The 16,866-nt window shown below is 32.4% G+C and carries 17 protein-coding genes; 10 read left to right on the top strand and 7 right to left on the bottom strand.

Translation table 11 applies throughout. The features are described from left to right. The first annotated feature begins 57 nt into the window (after positions 1 to 57). Positions 58 to 2,889: a preprotein translocase subunit SecA gene (secA, locus tag EU91_RS00520; protein ID WP_193741647.1), complete on the top strand. Its 2,832-nt coding sequence runs from the start codon at positions 58 to 60 to the stop codon at positions 2,887 to 2,889. Between the two features lie 8 nt (positions 2,890 to 2,897). On the opposite strand, the gene cysE is transcribed toward secA, so the two are convergent. The 4 genes from cysE to miaA form a co-directional block, all read right to left on the bottom strand. Beyond that, positions 2,898 to 3,632 (bottom strand): serine O-acetyltransferase, encoded by a 735-nt coding sequence (gene cysE, locus EU91_RS00525; protein ID WP_032525149.1) that lies wholly within the window; start codon positions 3,630 to 3,632, stop codon positions 2,898 to 2,900. 3 nt (positions 3,633 to 3,635) lie between these two features. Further along, positions 3,636 to 4,622 (bottom strand): GntR family transcriptional regulator, encoded by a 987-nt coding sequence (locus EU91_RS00530; protein WP_032525148.1) that lies wholly within the window; start codon positions 4,620 to 4,622, stop codon positions 3,636 to 3,638. Positions 4,623 to 4,700: 78 nt separating this feature from the next. Continuing rightward, entirely contained in the window at positions 4,701 to 5,273 is a 573-nt protein-coding gene (infC, locus tag EU91_RS00535) for a translation initiation factor IF-3 (RefSeq protein ID WP_032525147.1), read from the bottom strand. 54 nt (positions 5,274 to 5,327) lie between these two features. Continuing rightward, positions 5,328 to 6,227 carry a tRNA (adenosine(37)-N6)-dimethylallyltransferase MiaA gene (miaA, locus tag EU91_RS00540; protein ID WP_032525146.1) on the bottom strand — a complete coding sequence of 300 codons (900 nt, stop codon included), beginning with the start codon at positions 6,225 to 6,227 and terminating at the stop codon, positions 5,328 to 5,330. 152 nt (positions 6,228 to 6,379) lie between these two features. On the opposite strand from miaA, the gene gyrB reads away from it, so the two are divergent. From gyrB to EU91_RS00565, 6 genes are all read left to right on the top strand, one after another. Then, the gene (gene gyrB / locus EU91_RS00545) at positions 6,380 to 8,347 is read left to right on the top strand and encodes a DNA topoisomerase (ATP-hydrolyzing) subunit B (protein ID WP_032525145.1); all 1,968 of its coding nucleotides are present in this window, start codon (positions 6,380 to 6,382) and stop codon (positions 8,345 to 8,347) included. Then, positions 8,344 to 8,673, top strand: coding sequence for a hypothetical protein (locus EU91_RS00550; RefSeq protein WP_032525144.1), 330 nt, complete (start codon positions 8,344 to 8,346; stop codon positions 8,671 to 8,673). Before gyrB ends, EU91_RS00550 begins: the two co-directional genes overlap by 4 nt. Before the next feature lie 3 nt (positions 8,674 to 8,676). Next, entirely contained in the window at positions 8,677 to 9,042 is a 366-nt protein-coding gene (locus EU91_RS0108895) for a fluoride efflux transporter FluC (RefSeq protein WP_032525143.1), read from the top strand. Continuing rightward, positions 9,039 to 9,368, top strand: a complete 330-nt coding sequence (locus tag EU91_RS00555; protein WP_032525142.1) for a CrcB family protein — start codon at positions 9,039 to 9,041, stop codon at positions 9,366 to 9,368. The genes EU91_RS0108895 and EU91_RS00555 overlap by 4 nt, the downstream gene beginning before the upstream one ends. A gap of 43 nt (positions 9,369 to 9,411) precedes the next feature. After that, on the top strand, positions 9,412 to 10,818 hold the full coding sequence (mgtE, locus tag EU91_RS00560; RefSeq protein WP_032525141.1) for a magnesium transporter: 1,407 nt from the start codon (positions 9,412 to 9,414) through the stop codon (positions 10,816 to 10,818). 100 nt (positions 10,819 to 10,918) lie between these two features. Continuing rightward, positions 10,919 to 11,920: an RpoD/SigA family RNA polymerase sigma factor gene (locus EU91_RS00565; RefSeq protein ID WP_032525140.1), complete on the top strand. Its 1,002-nt coding sequence runs from the start codon at positions 10,919 to 10,921 to the stop codon at positions 11,918 to 11,920. On the opposite strand, the gene EU91_RS00570 is transcribed toward EU91_RS00565, so the two are convergent. Continuing rightward, entirely contained in the window at positions 11,905 to 12,819 is a 915-nt protein-coding gene (locus tag EU91_RS00570) for an alpha/beta fold hydrolase (RefSeq protein ID WP_032525139.1), read from the bottom strand. The two genes, EU91_RS00565 and EU91_RS00570, sit on opposite strands and share 16 nt — an antisense overlap. 89 nt (positions 12,820 to 12,908) lie before the next feature. On the opposite strand from EU91_RS00570, the gene EU91_RS00575 reads away from it, so the two are divergent. After that, positions 12,909 to 13,907 carry a carbohydrate kinase family protein gene (locus EU91_RS00575; RefSeq protein ID WP_032525138.1) on the top strand — a complete coding sequence of 333 codons (999 nt, stop codon included), beginning with the start codon at positions 12,909 to 12,911 and terminating at the stop codon, positions 13,905 to 13,907. Here EU91_RS00575 and tsaE read toward each other — a convergent pair. Further along, positions 13,865 to 14,302 carry a tRNA (adenosine(37)-N6)-threonylcarbamoyltransferase complex ATPase subunit type 1 TsaE gene (tsaE, locus tag EU91_RS00580; protein ID WP_032525137.1) on the bottom strand — a complete coding sequence of 146 codons (438 nt, stop codon included), beginning with the start codon at positions 14,300 to 14,302 and terminating at the stop codon, positions 13,865 to 13,867. The genes EU91_RS00575 and tsaE overlap by 43 nt on opposite strands. Positions 14,303 to 14,353: 51 nt before the next feature. On the opposite strand from tsaE, the gene ahcY reads away from it, so the two are divergent. Both ahcY and EU91_RS00590 read left to right on the top strand, forming a co-directional pair. After that, on the top strand, positions 14,354 to 15,772 hold the full coding sequence (gene ahcY, locus EU91_RS00585) for an adenosylhomocysteinase (protein WP_032525136.1): 1,419 nt from the start codon (positions 14,354 to 14,356) through the stop codon (positions 15,770 to 15,772). 2 nt (positions 15,773 to 15,774) lie between these two features. Continuing rightward, positions 15,775 to 16,434, top strand: a complete 660-nt coding sequence (locus EU91_RS00590) for a DedA family protein (RefSeq protein ID WP_032525135.1) — start codon at positions 15,775 to 15,777, stop codon at positions 16,432 to 16,434. On the opposite strand, the gene EU91_RS00595 is transcribed toward EU91_RS00590, so the two are convergent. After that, positions 16,431 to 16,802, bottom strand: a complete 372-nt coding sequence (locus tag EU91_RS00595) for a single-stranded DNA-binding protein (RefSeq protein WP_032525262.1) — start codon at positions 16,800 to 16,802, stop codon at positions 16,431 to 16,433. The genes EU91_RS00590 and EU91_RS00595 overlap by 4 nt on opposite strands. Positions 16,803 to 16,866 lie beyond the last annotated feature (64 nt).

The following is a 16,866-nucleotide window of genomic DNA, read 5'->3' as shown; positions in this document are numbered from 1 at the left end:
GTAACGCGCTAATTTATAATGTTTGTAATAAGATAAATTTTTTAAGGACTATTACTTATGCTAAAACTTTTGTTGGGTGACCCGAATACACGAAAGTTAAAGCGCTATCAACCAATAGTGGAAGAGATAAATTTTTTAGAAGAAGAAATTTCTGCATTAACTGATGATGATTTGAGAATAAAAACTAAAGATCTTAAATCAAAGATTTCATCAGAATTAGATATTAAAAAACAAAAAGAAATCTTAGAAGCGTCTCTGCCAAAAGCATTTGCAATTGTTAGAGAAGCAAGTAAACGTGTTCTTGATATGAGACATTTTGATGTTCAGTTAATAGGTGGGATGGTTTTACATGAATGTCAAATTGCTGAAATGAAGACTGGAGAAGGAAAAACTCTTGTAGCAACATTACCTTGCTATTTGAATGCTTTAACTGGAAAAGGAGTGCATGTAGTTACCGTAAATGATTATTTAGCTAGAAGAGATGCCGAGTGGATGGGACAAGTTCATCGTTTTTTGGGTTTATCCGTTGGGTTGATTCAACAAGATATGAACCCAGTTGAGAGAAAGAAAAATTATAACTGTGATATAACTTATGCAACAAATTCCGAATTAGGATTTGATTATTTAAGAGACAATATGTCCACTGATATAAATGAGGTAGTGCAAAGAAAATTTAATTACTGTGTGATTGACGAGGTTGATTCGATATTAATTGATGAGGCAAGAACTCCTTTAATCATTTCAGGTCAAGTTGAAAGACCACAAGAAAAATATCAAAAAGCTGCAGAGTTATCTTTATCACTGGTCAAAGCAAAAGATTTAAGTAAAGATGGTATTGATCCTGAAGGGGATTATGAAGTTGATGAAAAGCAGAGAAGTTGTATATTAACTGATCAGGGTTTCGCTAAATGTGAAGAGTATTTGGGAGTTAGTGATTTATATAATCCTAAAGATCCTTGGGCACACTACATTACTAATGCTTTAAAAGCTAAAGAATTATTTATTAAAGATGTAAATTATATTATTAAAAATGATGAAGCTGTCATAGTAGATGAATTTACTGGAAGAGTAATGCCGGGAAGGCGTTGGAGTGATGGACAGCATCAGGCAATAGAAGCAAAAGAGAACCTTAAAATTCAGCCTGAGACGCAAACATTAGCATCAATCACTTATCAAAATTTTTTCTTGTTATATCCTGGTCTAGCAGGAATGACCGGGACTGCAAAAACTGAGGAGGTCGAATTTGAGAAAACTTATAAATTAGAATCAACAGTTATACCAACAAATCAAATCAGGAAGAGAAAAGATTTGTCTGATCAAGTATTCAAGACAGAGATTGGTAAATGGAAAGCTGTTGCTAACGAAACAGCGCAAATTCATAGAGATGGTAGACCTGTTTTAGTTGGTACGACAAGCGTTGAAAAAAGTGAATTGTTAAGTTCACTTTTATCTGAAGAAAAAATCCCTCATAATTTATTAAATGCCAAGCCAGAAAACGTTGAACGTGAGGCGGAAATTGTCGCTCAGGCAGGAAGAGCAGGTGCTGTGACGATTGCAACAAATATGGCTGGAAGGGGAACCGATATCATCCTTGGTGGTAATAGTGACTATATGGCAAGACTGAAATTAAGAGAGACTTTAGTTCCCTTACTTGTAAAGCCTAATAATGAGCATAAGCCACCAATCCCTAAACAAAGAAATTCAAAAGTAAAGGGCGGTTTTTCTTCAAAAGTAGACTCAAATTTGAAAAAGAATAATCAAAACTCTTCAACAAGCCTTTTCCCTTGCAAGTTGGATGAAGTAATTACGAAGAAACTCTCTATTTTATCCAATGAACTTGTTAAAAATTGGGGTGATAGACAACTTTCTATCTTGGAGCTAGATGACCGGATAGCTACAGCTGCAGAAAAAGCGCCCACTGATGATAATATGATCAAGCTTTTGAGAGAATTATTATCAGATGTAAAAAAAGAATATGAAAAAGTTTTGATTCATGAAGAAGAAAAAGTAAGAAAAGCTGGCGGATTACATGTTATTGGCACTGAAAGACATGAATCACGAAGAGTAGATAATCAACTTAGAGGTAGAGCGGGAAGACAAGGTGATCTTGGAAGTACAAGATTCTTTTTATCTCTGGAAGATAATTTATTAAGAATTTTTGGTGGTGATAGGGTCGCAAATCTAATGAATGCATTTAGAGTTGACGAAGATATGCCCATAGAGTCAGGAATGCTCACTAGGTCTTTAGAAAGTGCTCAAAAGAAAGTAGAGACTTATTATTATGATATTAGAAAACAAGTTTTTGAATATGATGAGGTAATGAATAATCAAAGAAAAGCAGTTTATAGTGAAAGACTAAGAGTCCTGCAAGGAATTGATTTAAAAAATCAAGTTTTAGGATATGGAGAAAGAACTATGAGTGAAATTGTAGAGGCTTATATTAATCCTGATCTTCCTCCCGAAGAATGGAATATTGATCAATTAATTTCTAAAGTCAAAGAATTTATATATTTATTAGATGATCTGAAAGCTGACGATATTGATTTACTTTCTATAGAAGAATTAAAAAACTATCTTCAAGAGCAGTTGCGAACAGCTTATGATTTAAAGGAATCACAAATTGAAAAGATTCGTCCAGGATTAATGAGAGAAGCTGAAAGATTTTTCATTTTACAGCAAATTGATAATCTCTGGCGAGAACATCTTCAATCGATGGATTCTTTAAGGGAATCTGTTGGATTAAGAGGTTATGGCCAAAAAGACCCTTTGATCGAATATAAAAACGAAGGGTATGATATGTTTCTCGAAATGATGACTAATATGAGAAGAAATGTTATTTATTCAATGTTTATGTTCCAACCTAAAACTGATACTGATGACAAAAATTAATTGAAGTATTAATCATCGCCAAGAAATTCAAAAATTTCTTTATCTTTAAGATTTTGAGAATCACCGAGTTTTGATATATCGATAGATTCCGAGTTAACTACACATTGTAATGTTTTTTGTAATTTAAGAATTTCATTTTCAAGACAATCTATTCTATCCATTAAGTTTTTTATTACATTTGCTTCTGCATCTGGTAGTGCAGAATGAGCTAGTGGATTTACTTTAACACCACTTTGATGTACTACTCTTCCAGGAACTCCAACTACAGTACTGTTACCATCTACATTTCGAACAACTACTGAACCGGCACCAATACGTGTATTAGATCCTACTGTGATAGATCCAAGAACTTTTGCACCTGCACCAACTACAACATTTTCCTTTAAAGTTGGGTGTCTTTTCCCATGACTCTTCCCTGTTCCGCCTAAAGTTACACCTTGATAAAGCAAGCAATTATTTCCAATCTCGGCTGTTTCACCAATAACAACCCCCATACCATGATCTATGAAAACTCGCTTTCCAATTTTTGCTCCAGGATGGATTTCAATTCCTGTTATTAACCTATTGAGATGACTTAATAAACGTGGTATTAAAGGAATTCGCAATTGCCATAATTTATGAGTAAACCTGTGAATTACAATTGCTTGAAATCCTGGGTAGCAGAGAATAATCTCTATTATCCCTCTCGCCGCAGGGTCTCTCTCTTTGATTATTTCTATATCTGATTTAAAAGTTGTTAACATGACCTAATTGATAACTCCAATTTCTTTTTTTAAGTGATTTATTGTTTCGATACTTAAGTAATTTTTAGCACAAATTATTTGAGGTAATCTTATAAGCTGAGATCGATTTTTTAATAACGTGTTTTCTACAACTGAAAGACTAGGACCATCACAAACTATGAGGTTTGAAGTCTTTAAAAGTGATAGTAATCTACTGTTATTATCTGAGATTGCCGTCATAAGAATTAATTCGCTACCTCTCATGCTATGGATAATAACTTCAGCTGCCCTCAATAAACCGGGACTAATGCTAACTATACCTACACAACTACCAGCATTAAATTCTTTGAGAATTTTTAATTCCTTTTGAAAGTCGCTCAAGTCAACTGCAATAGCTCGTACTCCATGCTGTTTGGCAACTTTTTCTAGAGGCTGCAAAAAATATCTGCTTGTGACAATAGTGCCATTATTTGCATTGCTCAAAACTTTTTCTAATTCTTCCATGGGAACAACTTCCACTGGTACATTAATTTTTGGAGATAGGTCTTCTGCAATTAGCATAGAAGCACCTATATCCTCTCTAGGAGTACTGACTAAAATTCTTGATCCACAATTAATACGCCAATCAATTTCATTGGTTAACATTTCTCTCGTTTCTTGTAAGGTGCAGCCAATATTTATGAAGTTATCAATAGCTCTCTTTGCTTCTTGATCTGGTAGTTTAAATGTCTTTTCTTTTGAGTAAATTGATTTTTTAAAGTCTCTTTTAGTCAAATTGTCTCTTACATAAATTCCTGATCCTGCTATTGCTTCCACGACCCCATCAATTTCAAGTTGTCTATAAACTTTGCTTATAGTATTCCGATGGAGTCCAGTCTGCATTGCAAGCTGTCGAGTGCTGGGAAGTCTGTGACCAGGAGGATAATGTCTTGCTGCTATTGCAAAGCAAATTTGATTATAAAGTTGTGTCGATGCTGGGATATCACTTTCTTGCTGTATATGAAATCTCACTTTAGAAAAGTTCCTAATTGCTAAATTTTTAGATGTAGTGACACTTTAACATTTGTCATAACTTTTAGATAATAATTTTTACTCTGCTTCTTTTTTAATTAGAGGAGTTTTTCTAGGGCTTAAAAACATTATCATATTTCTACCTTCTCTTTTTGGCTTCTGTTGAACTTCTGATTGCTCCTCTAAATCATTAGCCATTTTCAGAAGAAGTGTTTCAGCTAAATTTGAGTGTTGAATTTCTCTTCCTCTGAAAATTACAGTGCACTTTACTTTATCTCCAGATTTTAAAAATTTAGTAGCTTGACCGATCCTTACGTCATAATCATGCTTATCAATTTTGTACCTCATTTTTACTTCTTTAACTTCAGTTTGATGAGATTTTTTTCTTGCTTCTTTTGCTTTTTTTTCTTGTTCAAATTTATATTTTCCATAATCCATTATTCTGCAAACAGGAGGATTTGCTTTTTCGCTTACTAAAACTAAATCAAGTTCTCTTTCAGACGCTATCTCTAATGCTTTCAATCTATCTATAACACCTAATTGTTTTCCATCTGAATCAACAACTCTCAATTGAGGGTATTTTATTCTTTCATTTATATTAGGGAGCTCTCTTACTGGAGCACGGCGGTCAAAGCGTGGGCGTGGGGGCATTCAGTTCAGTTAATTAATTGATTGGATGATAAACAAAATCTTTTAGTTATAAATTTAGCCTAAAAAAGACTCTATCTTAATTATTGCATCTTTTAGCAGGTTTTTGTTATTAAGCCAAATAGGATTATTCTTATTCCTAAACCATGTTTTTTGTCTTTTGGCAAATTGTATGGTTTTTGAAGTAGTTAACTCAATCGCTTGATTTATCGTTAATTTGTTATTTAAGACCTCCTTGGCTTCTCCATAACCAATGGTTTTTAATATTGGTAAATCAAATCCATATTTATTAATAAGATGTCTCGTTTCTTCAATTATTCCAGATAAAAACATATTTTTTGTTCTTTGTAGTATTCTTTCTTTCAGGTCATCTCTATCTAATCCAAGCTCTAATATTCTCCAGTTAGGAGGGTTTTGAATTGCTTGAATTGACAAAGGTTTACCTGTTACATAAAAAACTTCCAAAGCCCTTATTGTTCTAATGTTATCGGCAGGATTGATTTTTTTTGTTGATTTTGGATCGCAATTTTTTAATAGTTCCCAGCATTCTTTCTGCCCAAGATCATCTAATTGTTTTCTCAAATGATTTTGTGGAGGGACATCTGGCATAAAAAAACCTTTTGTTATTGAGTTCATATACAAACCACTTCCTCCAACAAGAAATGGTAAATTATTTTGTTTAATTTCTTTTTTTATTGATTTTTGTGCAATTTCTTGAAATTGTTTTACATTAATTGGATTAATAGGTTCTTTGAGATCTATTAAAAAATGCTTTATTTTTCTTTGTTGATGCTTAGATGGTTTTGCTGTGCCAATATCCATAGATTTATAAATTTGTCTTGAATCTATATTGTGAATACAAGTTTTAAAATGTTTTGCAATTTCTATAGCTAATTCTGTTTTACCACTTGCAGTTGGTCCAATTAAAACTATTACTTGAGGTGAATTAGAAGACATATGAAATACTGAAGAATATATTATTAGCTATATAATTAAAGAGATTAAATTTTTCATAGACTTCGAGCCTTTCTCTAATTACGGTGGTAAGTTTAATTAAAGACCTTTTAAAAATAACATTTTAAAAGTTTAACGATTTTTTTTTATATTAAATGAGTGAGGACAAAAGATCTAATAAAATCTCAAATGACTATGGTGCAGAACAGATTCAGGTTTTAGAAGGCCTTGAGCCTGTCCGTAAACGTCCTGGGATGTATATAGGTTCAACAGGTCCTAGAGGTTTGCATCATTTAGTATATGAGGTCGTTGATAACTCAGTTGATGAAGCACTTGCTGGACATTGTGATCATATTGAAATAGTTCTTAGATCAGATGGATCAGCTTCAATCTCTGATAATGGACGGGGTATACCAACAGATATTCATCCAAGGACTGGAAAAAGTGCCTTAGAAACTGTACTAACTGTTCTTCATGCAGGAGGTAAATTCGGAAGTGGAGGTTATAAAGTATCAGGAGGCTTGCATGGAGTAGGAATATCTGTCGTTAATGCTCTAAGCGAATGGGTTAATGTGACCGTTTATAGGGATGGTAGTGAATTTAATCAAAGATTTGAAAAAGGTTTATCAAAGGGTGAATTGCAAACTAAGAAACAGTCTGAAAAACCTTTTAAAAAAGGAACTACTATTTGCTTTAAACCTGATAAAACAATTTTTTCTGGAGGAATAGAATTTGAATATGCTTTGCTTTCTTCTAGGTTGAGAGAACTAGCTTATCTTAATGGCGGTGTAAAAATTGTTTTTAGAGATGAGAGAAATGAATTATCAGATGGCTCTTTTAAAGAAGAAATTTACTTATATGAAGGAGGTATTAAAGAATATGTTGAGTACATGAATGCAGAAAAAGACTCTATTCATCCTGAGATCATTTATGTTGACTCAGAGAAAGAAAACGTTTATGTAGAAGCAGCTTTGCAATGGTGTTCAGATGTATATTCAGATAATATTCTAGGTTTTGCAAATAATATCAGAACTATTGATGGAGGCACTCATATTGAAGGACTAAAAACAGTTTTGACAAGAACTTTCAATAATCTTGCAAAAAAAAGGGGGAAAAGAAAAGATGTTGAAAAAAATTTAGCTGGCGAAAATATTAGAGAGGGCTTGACTGTAGTTTTATCGGTTAAAGTTCCAGATCCTGAATTTGAAGGACAAACAAAAACAAAATTAGGAAACACTGAAGTAAGAGGAATTGTTGATTCTCTTATTGGCGAGGCTCTTACAAAATATATGGAATTTAATCCTGGAGTTTTGGATTTGATTCTTGAAAAAGCAATCCAATCATTTAATGCAGCAGAAGCTGCAAGAAGGGCAAGAGAATTAGTCAGAAGAAAAAGTGTTCTTGAAAGTTCTACTTTGCCAGGCAAACTAGCTGATTGTAGTTCTAGAGATCCTTCAGAATCAGAAATTTATATCGTTGAGGGAGACTCTGCTGGAGGTTCTGCAAAACAAGGAAGAGATAGAAATTTTCAAGCTATTTTGCCTTTGAGAGGTAAAATTCTTAATATTGAAAAAACTGATGATACTAAAATTTATAAAAACACTGAAATTCAGTCATTAATAACAGCTCTTGGATTAGGAATTAAAGGTGAAGAGTTTGATGTGAGCTCACTGAGATATCACAGAGTTGTAATTATGACGGATGCTGATGTTGATGGAGCTCATATTAGAACTTTATTATTGACATTTTTTTATAGGTATCAGAGGGAACTTGTCGAGAATGGTTTTATATATATAGCTTGCCCTCCTCTATATAAAGTTGAAAGAGGAAAAAATCATAAATATTGTTATAACGAGAATCAATTAAAGGATACAATTCTAGGATTTGGGGATAATGCTAACTACAATATTCAAAGATTTAAAGGATTAGGTGAGATGATGCCAAAACAATTGTGGGATACCACAATGAATCCCCAGACTAGGATGATGAAGAGGGTTGAAATCGAAGATGCAATTGAAGCTGACAGAATATTCAATATACTAATGGGAGACAAAGTAGGACCAAGAAGAGAGTTTATTGAAACTCATAGTAGTAATTTAGATATGGCAACTTTAGATATATGATGAACAATTTGCTTAAGAATATTTGTTTAATTATATTTGCATTAATTGGTCCAATAACCTTACCTGCTGGTGGAATTCAAAAAAGTTTAAATCAATATAATTTTCCTAATAAAAATAAGGAAATTATACTAAGTTCTAATACTTCTCTTTTTTCTTTCCCTGCAAAAGATGCAAAACAGTTAATAGTTCTGGATTCAGGAACCTTAATAACTATATTACGTAATTGGAAAGTAAATGATAATGAAATTTGGATTAGGGTAAAATTAGCTACGAACAAAATTTTAGATGATCCAAATAAAATTACAAAAGGTTGGATAAAAATGTAAATTTTGGATTTCAGTTCAATTGGTATAGTTTTACTTGGTAGTACTTTTGGATTAATACTTAGAATATTTATTCAAGATAACTTTACGATAAAAATTGGTTTCGATATTCAAAATACTTCATTAGTTAATTTTATAGCATCATTTTTATTGGGAATTTTAGTACCTTTAAATTTCTTTAGTAACTATTTTTTGCTTTTTTATGCTGGTTTTTTAGGATCTTTTAGTACATTTTCTTCTTTTATATACCAATTATTTATTCTATTTAAGAAACGAAGATACTTAAGTTTAATTTTTCACTACACCGAAGTAATGATAATTTCATTTATTTTATTTTATTTTGGTTATTTTATTTCACGAATTTTTAAATGAGTATAAAAAATTTTATTTATGTACTTCTGGCTTGCTATGCAGCAACTTTCTTAAGATTACTAATAGATAATAACTTAATTATTTCAATAGTTGGATCATTTTTATTTGGATTAATAATCAGCAAAAATTTAAACAGCGTAACTAAAAAAATTTTATTAACTGGTTTTTTTTCGTGTTTTACTTCTTTTAGCGGATTTATATATTTCTTGTATGAGATTTTGAATCAAGGTAATTGGATAAAATTTATAATTTTTTTAAATTTAATAATCACTATAAATTTATTCACAATGCTTTTTGGGGTTTGGATCAGTAGTAAATTTACTTAAATTTCATATAATACTGTTAATACATTGACTAGGAATAATATTTATGAATGAGAGTAAACTCGATTCGATTACATCTTTTTCTTCAGATATAAGTACTAGAGAAAAAATTACTATACAACTTGAAGATTTATTAATCGCAGGAAATTATGATGAAGCAAAATTACTTCTTGAGCCTTCCCAGCCTGTCGATATTGCTGATGCTATTGGAAGTCTTCCCTTAATATTGCAAGCATTAGCATTTAGATTACTAAAGAAAAACGAGGCAATAGAAGTATATGAATATTTAGATCCGATAGTTCAGCAAACTTTATTAGACAGACTTCGTTCAGGAGAAGTTTTAGAGATTGTGGAAAAAATGTCCCCTGATGATAGGGTTCAACTATTTGATGAGTTGCCTGCAAAAGTTGTTCGAAAATTTTTATCTGCTTTAAGTCCTGGTGAAAGGAAAGTAACAGCTGAATTACTTGGATATGAGCCTGAAACGGCTGGACGATTAATGACTACTGAATTCATAGATCTTAAAGAGATGCAGACAGCTGCTGAAGCGCTGTCCTTAGTTAGAAAAAGAGCGCCATTTACTGAAACAATATATAGCTTGTATGTTACGGATAAAGAAAGGCATTTAACTGGAATTCTCTCTCTGAGAGACTTAGTAACAGCTGATCCTTCCAAGCCAATAGGAGATGTAATGACTAAAGATGTCGTTAATATATCCACCAATACTAATCAAGAAGAAGTAGCAAGGGCGATACAAAGATATGATTTTTTAGCTCTTCCAGTTGTTGATAAAGAAAAAAGACTTGTTGGAATAGTAACTGTTGATGATTTAATTGACGTCATTGAGCAAGAAGCAACTCGTGATATTTATGCAGCAGGCGCTATACAGCCTAGTGACGAGGATGATTATTTTCAAAGTAGTTTGTTTACAATAACTCGACGACGAATTCTATGGTTATTAATCTTAGTTTTAGCAAATGGTTTGACCACAAAAGTAATTGCGATGAATGATCAAATATTAAAAGAAATAGTTTTACTAGCTGCATTCATCCCCTTGCTAATAGGTACTGGGGGGAATGTTGGTGCTCAAAGTTCTACAGTTGTTATTAGAGGGTTAAGTACTCAAAAATTGAAGTCTCTTGGTGCAATTAAGGCAGTAGTCAGGGAGGCAATAACAGGAGCTTTTTTAGGGGTTTTGATGATGTTAGTTGTGTTTCCTTTCGCGTGGTGGCAGGGAGAAGGCCCTTTAATAGCAGCTGCCGTGGGCATCAGCCTTATTTCGATAACGACATTAGCAGCTACTACTGGAGCTATTCTTCCTTTGTTATTTGACAAAATGAAATTGGACCCTGCTTTAATGTCATCTCCTTTCATAACAACAGTCACAGACATTGCGGGTGTGTTTATTTATTTAAGTACTGCAAAATGGTTATTAACTTCTAGAATTTTATAAATTAAGTAGGTATTTATTCTCATTTTTGTAAAATTGTGGATTTTTTTGTTTAACTTTACATTTCTTAATGGTATTGTTTACAAAACAACATCTATCCTACATGGCTTCCGAAATCATAAGTGAGAATAAATTAACATCAATTGCAAGTCTAAAGGCTAGTAATGATGTAGATCTAGTGAGATCATATTTAAGGGATATAGGTAGAGTTCCTTTATTATCCCATGAGCAAGAAATAACTCTCGGCAGACAAGTTCAAGAATATGTTCAAGTTGAAAGAGCAGAACTTGAAATAATTGAAATTAATGGTGATAAGCCAAGCATTGAAGAATTATCAAAAAAATTAAATCTTACTACCTCCCAGATAAAAAAAAGGATACGAGCTGGACAACGCGCTAAAGAAAGAATGGTTGCTGCTAATTTAAGATTGGTAGTAAGTGTTGCAAAAAAATATACCAAAAGAAATATGGAGTTATTAGATCTTATTCAGGAGGGAACAATTGGATTGGTAAGGGGAGTTGAAAAATTTGATCCAGCTAGAGGCTATAAATTCTCAACATACGCTTATTGGTGGATTAGACAAGGTATTACTAGGGCAATAGCTGAAAAAAGTAGAGCGATAAGGTTACCAATTCATATAACTGAAATGCTTAATAAGTTGAAAAAAGGTCAAAGAGAATTGAGTCAAGAAATGTCTCGAACTCCAACGGTTAGTGAACTAGCCAAATATGTGGATCTTCCAGAAGATGATGTTAAAGATTTAATGTGCAAGGCTGGACAACCAGTGAGTCTCGAAACAAAGGTTGGTGATGGTGAAGATACTGTTTTATTAGATTTACTAGCGGGTGGAGAGGATTTGCCAGACGAACAAATCGAGATGGATTGTATGAGAGGAGATCTTCACTCTCTTTTGCATCAATTACCTGATCTACAATGTAGAGTTCTAAGAATGAGATACGGGATGGATGGTGATGAACCAATGTCTCTTACAGGTATAGGAAGGGTACTAGGGATAAGCAGAGATCGAGTGAGAAACTTAGAAAGAGATGGATTAAGAGGTTTGAGAAGACTTAGTGATAATGTAGAAGCTTATTTTGTTTCATGAAGAAATTCATAAATTAATTTATTTGTTTTTTCAGGTTCTTCATCATGAGGACAATGACCAGCTCCTTCAATAATATCTAGTCTTTTAATATTCCTGAATTTTTTCCTCCAATCTTTAGCTTCATCTAGAGATTCCCAAGGATCTTTTTCCCCCCAAATTAATTGGATTGGAGTATCAATCTGATCGAAAAGGTCTGTAGCAAGATAGTCATCAAATAAGTTTATAAAGCCACGAAACGCCTCTTTAGAGTTTGCCCTTCTCGCGGGTTGATAAAGTATTTCAATTAATTCTTCATCTACATTTTTTCCTGAGGGGTAAGCTTGTTCAAGTATTTTCTTAATAACTTTTGGATTAGCAGCTCTTGAAAAAAGTGTATTACTAATGATTCTTTGTCTGACTAACGTTTTAAGAACTGGTCTCATTAGATTCATTAAGATATCACTTTTTTTTAAACGTTTATCATCCATAGTTCTTTGTGCACAATCAATTAAAATGACACCTTTGCAATAATCTTTTAGGATTTCAGCAGCTCTCAACGAAATAACACCACCAATTGAATTCCCTACCAAGTAAACAGGAGATTTTATTACTTCTGCACAAAATGTTGATATTTGATTACCCCATAAGTCAAATGAATATTTAATTGAGTTTTCTTTATCAGGTTCGTAATTTAGTAAAGCACAAGGCTGACTGCTTTTTCCAAATCCTAATAAGTCAATTGCGTAGCAGTTAGAAAATTTACCTAGAAAATCTTGATTATGTCTCCAGTGGTTTTTTGATGCACCAAATCCATGAATCAATAGTATATTAATATTTTTTTTGATAGTAGATTTTTTTGATAAAGACCAAGAAATTTCCCAATTTTTCCATTTCCAAGTTTCAGATTTATTTAAAGACACTATGAATATGCTGTTAATTAAACTTTAATTCAAAAAAAAAATATTCGTTTTTAATAAATTATTCTTAGTTAAGAAAGAGGATTTACTTTATGAAAAAGAAAAAAGTCATATGTGTTGGAGAGGCCTTAATAGACAGGATCAGAAATAAGTCAAATCAAGGATTTAGAGATTTTTTGGGTGGCGCTCCTGCTAATGTTGCTTGTGCATTGAGAAAATTAAAAATAGATTCAACATTTATTGGACGTTTGGGTAGTGATGATTATGGAAAAAAATTTATTATGCAATTTAAAGAATTGGAAGTTAATTTAGATTTCTTGCAATTAGATAATAATTCATGTACTCGAGTGGTTAATGTAGATAGAGACCAATTTGGAGATCGTTTTTTTTCAGGCTTTGAAGAAAATTCTTACTCATGCTTTGCAGACGAAGTTCTAAGTAAGAAATCAATCGAAAAAGAAATTTTAAATTTGGAGAAATCTTTTCTAGAAACAAAATATTTGGTTACGGGAACTATCTTATTATCATCTCCAGCATCAAGAGAGACTATCTTTTTTCTGCTTGAACAGGCTAAAAAATTTGAAGTCAAAATAGTTATTGATTTGAATTGGAGAGAAGTCTTTTGGGATCATTCAAGTTTTTCATCAGAAATTAGTAAAGCCTCAAGATTTAAATTAATCAAAAAATTTTTAAATCATGCAAATGTTTTAAAACTTGCTAATGAAGAAGCAACTTTGTTTTTTGAGGATGAAAATCCCTTTCTAATATCTCAACAATTGTCCAATAGACCAGATGTAATAATAACTGATGGTAAAAATCCAGTTGCATGGTATATCAATGGATTGCAGGGAATTACAGAAACTCCTTCTTCACAAAAAATTGTCGATACAACTGGTGCAGGCGATGCTTTTCTAGCTGGCTTAATTTCAAAATTAATTACTTCTGGCTACCCTTCAAATGAACGAGAGATAGAAGATTGCATTAAGTTCGCAGGTGTTTGTGGATTATTAACTTGTCTTGGCGAGGGCGCCATCCAGCAACAGCCATATTATGAGAAAGTTAATAAATTTTTGGGATCTCTTATTTCGTAGTATCTTCCGTAATTTTCTGCATAACTAATTTCTATTTTCCAGAAATTTTCAATAACTGATTCTATTAATTCTGGCCATTCAATAACTAAAATTGCTTGGCTTTGAACTGCCTCTTCTTCTTCTGAAAAAAAAACTTCTTTTGCTGAAGAAACATCTTCTAACCTGTATAAATCAAGGTGAATGAGCGGAATTTTGCCGGAATTATAGTGATGAGATAAAGCAAATGTAGGACTTGTAATGTCCTCATAGATAGATAGTCCTTTGGCAATGCCTTGTACGAATGAAGTTTTCCCGGCCCCAATTGGACCTTGTAATAAAACTATTGATTGTGGATTTAATTTTTGTGAGAGTTTTTTTCCTAAATTTAAAGTCTCTTCTAAATTCTCAACAAACACAAAATTACACAAAAATCATTTATAGTTTAATAGATAAAGTATTCACTAGATATGGTTATTGCAAATTCAATTAAAACCTCCATTCCAAATTACGTAATTGCTGATATCTCTTTATCAGATTTTGGTCGTAAAGAAATTAAAATTGCCGAGACAGAAATGCCAGGATTAATGGCACTTAGAGATAAATACCAATCTGAAAAGCCATTAAAAGGTGCAAAAATAGCTGGAAGTCTCCATATGACTATCCAAACAGCAGTTCTAATAGAAACCCTTGTTGATCTAGGTGCAGAGGTGAAATGGGCTTCATGCAATATTTTTTCAACTCAAGATCATGCGGCTGCAGCTATCGCAGATAGAGGAATTTCTGTATATGCAAAAAAAGGTGAGAGTCTTGATGAATATTGGCAGTATACCCATTACATCCTTGACTGGGGTTCAGACTCTCCAAATATGATTCTTGATGATGGAGGAGACGCAACTGGCTTATTGATACTTGGTAGTAAAGCAGAAAAAGATTTGTCTGTTTTAGATAATCCTAGTAATGAAGAAGAAATTTCCTTATTCAATTCTATCAAGTCTAAGTTGGAAAATGATAGTGACTTCTATTCTAGAATCAAGAGTAACATCATTGGTGTTACTGAAGAAACTACAACTGGAGTTGCCAGACTTTATCAACTGCAAAAGCAAAATGCTTTACCTTTTCCCGCTATTAACGTTAATGATTCAGTAACTAAGAGCAAATTTGATAATTTATATGGCTGCCGAGAATCTCTAGTTGACAGTATAAAGCGTGCTACTGATGTAATGATTGCTGGGAAGGTAGCTTTAGTAATGGGTTTTGGAGATGTAGGTAAAGGTTCAGCCCAGTCTTTAAGAGGGCTTGGTGCAATTGTAAAAGTTGCTGAAATTGATCCAATTTGTGCTCTTCAAGCAGCAATGGAAGGTTTTAGCGTTGTTACCTTAGACGATGTTGTGGAAGATATAGATATATTTGTTACAGCAACTGGTAACTATCAGGTAATAACAAACGAAAATCTTTTAAAGATGAAAAATGAGGCCATAGTTTGTAATATCGGCCATTTCGATAATGAAATTGATGTGGCTTCATTGAAAAATTATCCATGGGAAAATATAAAGCCCCAGGTTGATCACATAACTTTACCGAGTGGCAATAAAATAATCCTTTTAGCTGAAGGTAGATTAGTAAATTTAGGTTGTGCAACTGGACATCCAAGTTTTGTAATGAGTAATTCTTTTACAAATCAAGTACTAGCTCAAATTGAACTTTTCAATAAGTCAGAACAATACGCTCAGGAAGTTTACGTTTTACCAAAACATTTAGATGAAATGGTAGCCAGATTACATCTTGATAAAATTGGTGCAAAATTAACAAAATTAACCAAGGAACAAGCTGATTATATTAATGTTTCTGTTGAAGGACCTTATAAACCAGAACTTTATAGATACTAAGTTTGAGTTTAATTTTTATAAATTTACTTACTTCAATTCCTGACTATATTAGTTTGGCTGTTGAAAAAAATTCAACAATTGCATACCTTACTATAGGTTTGGCAATGTTTTTAGAAAACATAATACCTCCAATTCCTTCGGAAATAATTATGCCTTTAGGAGGGTTTTTTGTTTATCAACAAAAATTAAATTTTTATATTTTAGTTTTTTGGGGATTATTAGGAACGATCCTAGGATCTTTGCCTTGGTATTACTTAGGAAAATTAGTAAATGAAAAAAGACTTTCAAGCTTTCTAGACAAAAAAGGAAAATTTTTAGGAATTTCTTCGAATGATTTAAACAAAAGTAAAAGGTGGTTTGAAAAATATGGGACCTCTTTGGTTTTTTGGGGCCGATTAGTGCCAGGAATTAGAACTTTAATTTCAGTTCCTGCTGGCATAGAACTTATGCCATTAAGGAAATTCTTAATTTGGACTACATTAGGTAGCTTGATTTGGGTTGCACTTCTCACTTATGCAGGTTATTTTTTTGGTGAAAATTATCAAATTATTGAAACTTATTTAGATCAAATTAAATATTTTGTGAAGCCAATTTTATTTTTAATTTTCTTATATTTTTTTATAAAACTGATTATTAGATTAGTTAGAAAAAATAGTGATTAAAAAGGGATTTCACTAGAGTTACCTTCGTTAGAATACTGTTTATTTTCAGACTCTTTTCGCGAGCTCAGCAAATTTAATCTATCTACTCTCACGACTGGTTTGTATCGATCTTCCCCAGTATTTTTATCTTTCCAACTATCAATTTTAAAGCTTCCTGTAATTCCAATAAGGGATCCTTTTTTAACATAATCTGCTGCTATTTGAGCTTGTTTGCCCCATATTTCTAAATTAAACCAGTCTGGCTCTTCATCCCTGCTTCTTCTGTTCACTGCAAGAGTGAAATTCGCTACGATACTGCCAGATTCAAAATATCTGACATCTGGTTCTCTTCCAGCTCTACCTACAAGATTAATGGTGTTAATTTCCATAAGAAAATTTTTTTTAATAATACTCATATTTTTAGGTTTTGCTCAAAGTTTTGCGTGCTATTCA

It is taken from the genome of Prochlorococcus marinus str. GP2 (assembly GCF_000759885.1).
GTDB lineage: Bacteria > Cyanobacteriota > Cyanobacteriia > PCC-6307 > Cyanobiaceae > Prochlorococcus_A > Prochlorococcus_A marinus_J.
This window is presented reverse-complemented; position numbering and strand designations above follow the sequence as displayed.

Coding starts and splice junctions, on each gene's coding strand:
- EU91_RS00555 (WP_032525142.1), top strand. CDS start 9,039: ATGAGTATAAAAAATTTTATTTATGTACTTCTGGCTTGCTATGCAGCA.
- miaA (WP_032525146.1), bottom strand. CDS start 6,227: ATGTCTTCTAATTCACCTCAAGTAATAGTTTTAATTGGACCAACTGCA.
- EU91_RS00550 (WP_032525144.1), top strand. CDS start 8,344: ATGATGAACAATTTGCTTAAGAATATTTGTTTAATTATATTTGCATTA.
- infC (WP_032525147.1), bottom strand. CDS start 5,273: ATGCCCCCACGCCCACGCTTTGACCGCCGTGCTCCAGTAAGAGAGCTC.
- EU91_RS00565 (WP_032525140.1), top strand. CDS start 10,919: ATGGCTTCCGAAATCATAAGTGAGAATAAATTAACATCAATTGCAAGT.
- gyrB (WP_032525145.1), top strand. CDS start 6,380: ATGAGTGAGGACAAAAGATCTAATAAAATCTCAAATGACTATGGTGCA.
- mgtE (WP_032525141.1), top strand. CDS start 9,412: ATGAATGAGAGTAAACTCGATTCGATTACATCTTTTTCTTCAGATATA.
- cysE (WP_032525149.1), bottom strand. CDS start 3,632: ATGTTAACAACTTTTAAATCAGATATAGAAATAATCAAAGAGAGAGAC.
- EU91_RS00595 (WP_032525262.1), bottom strand. CDS start 16,802: ATGGAAATTAACACCATTAATCTTGTAGGTAGAGCTGGAAGAGAACCA.
- secA (WP_193741647.1), top strand. CDS start 58: ATGCTAAAACTTTTGTTGGGTGACCCGAATACACGAAAGTTAAAGCGC.
- EU91_RS00575 (WP_032525138.1), top strand. CDS start 12,909: ATGAAAAAGAAAAAAGTCATATGTGTTGGAGAGGCCTTAATAGACAGG.
- ahcY (WP_032525136.1), top strand. CDS start 14,354: ATGGTTATTGCAAATTCAATTAAAACCTCCATTCCAAATTACGTAATT.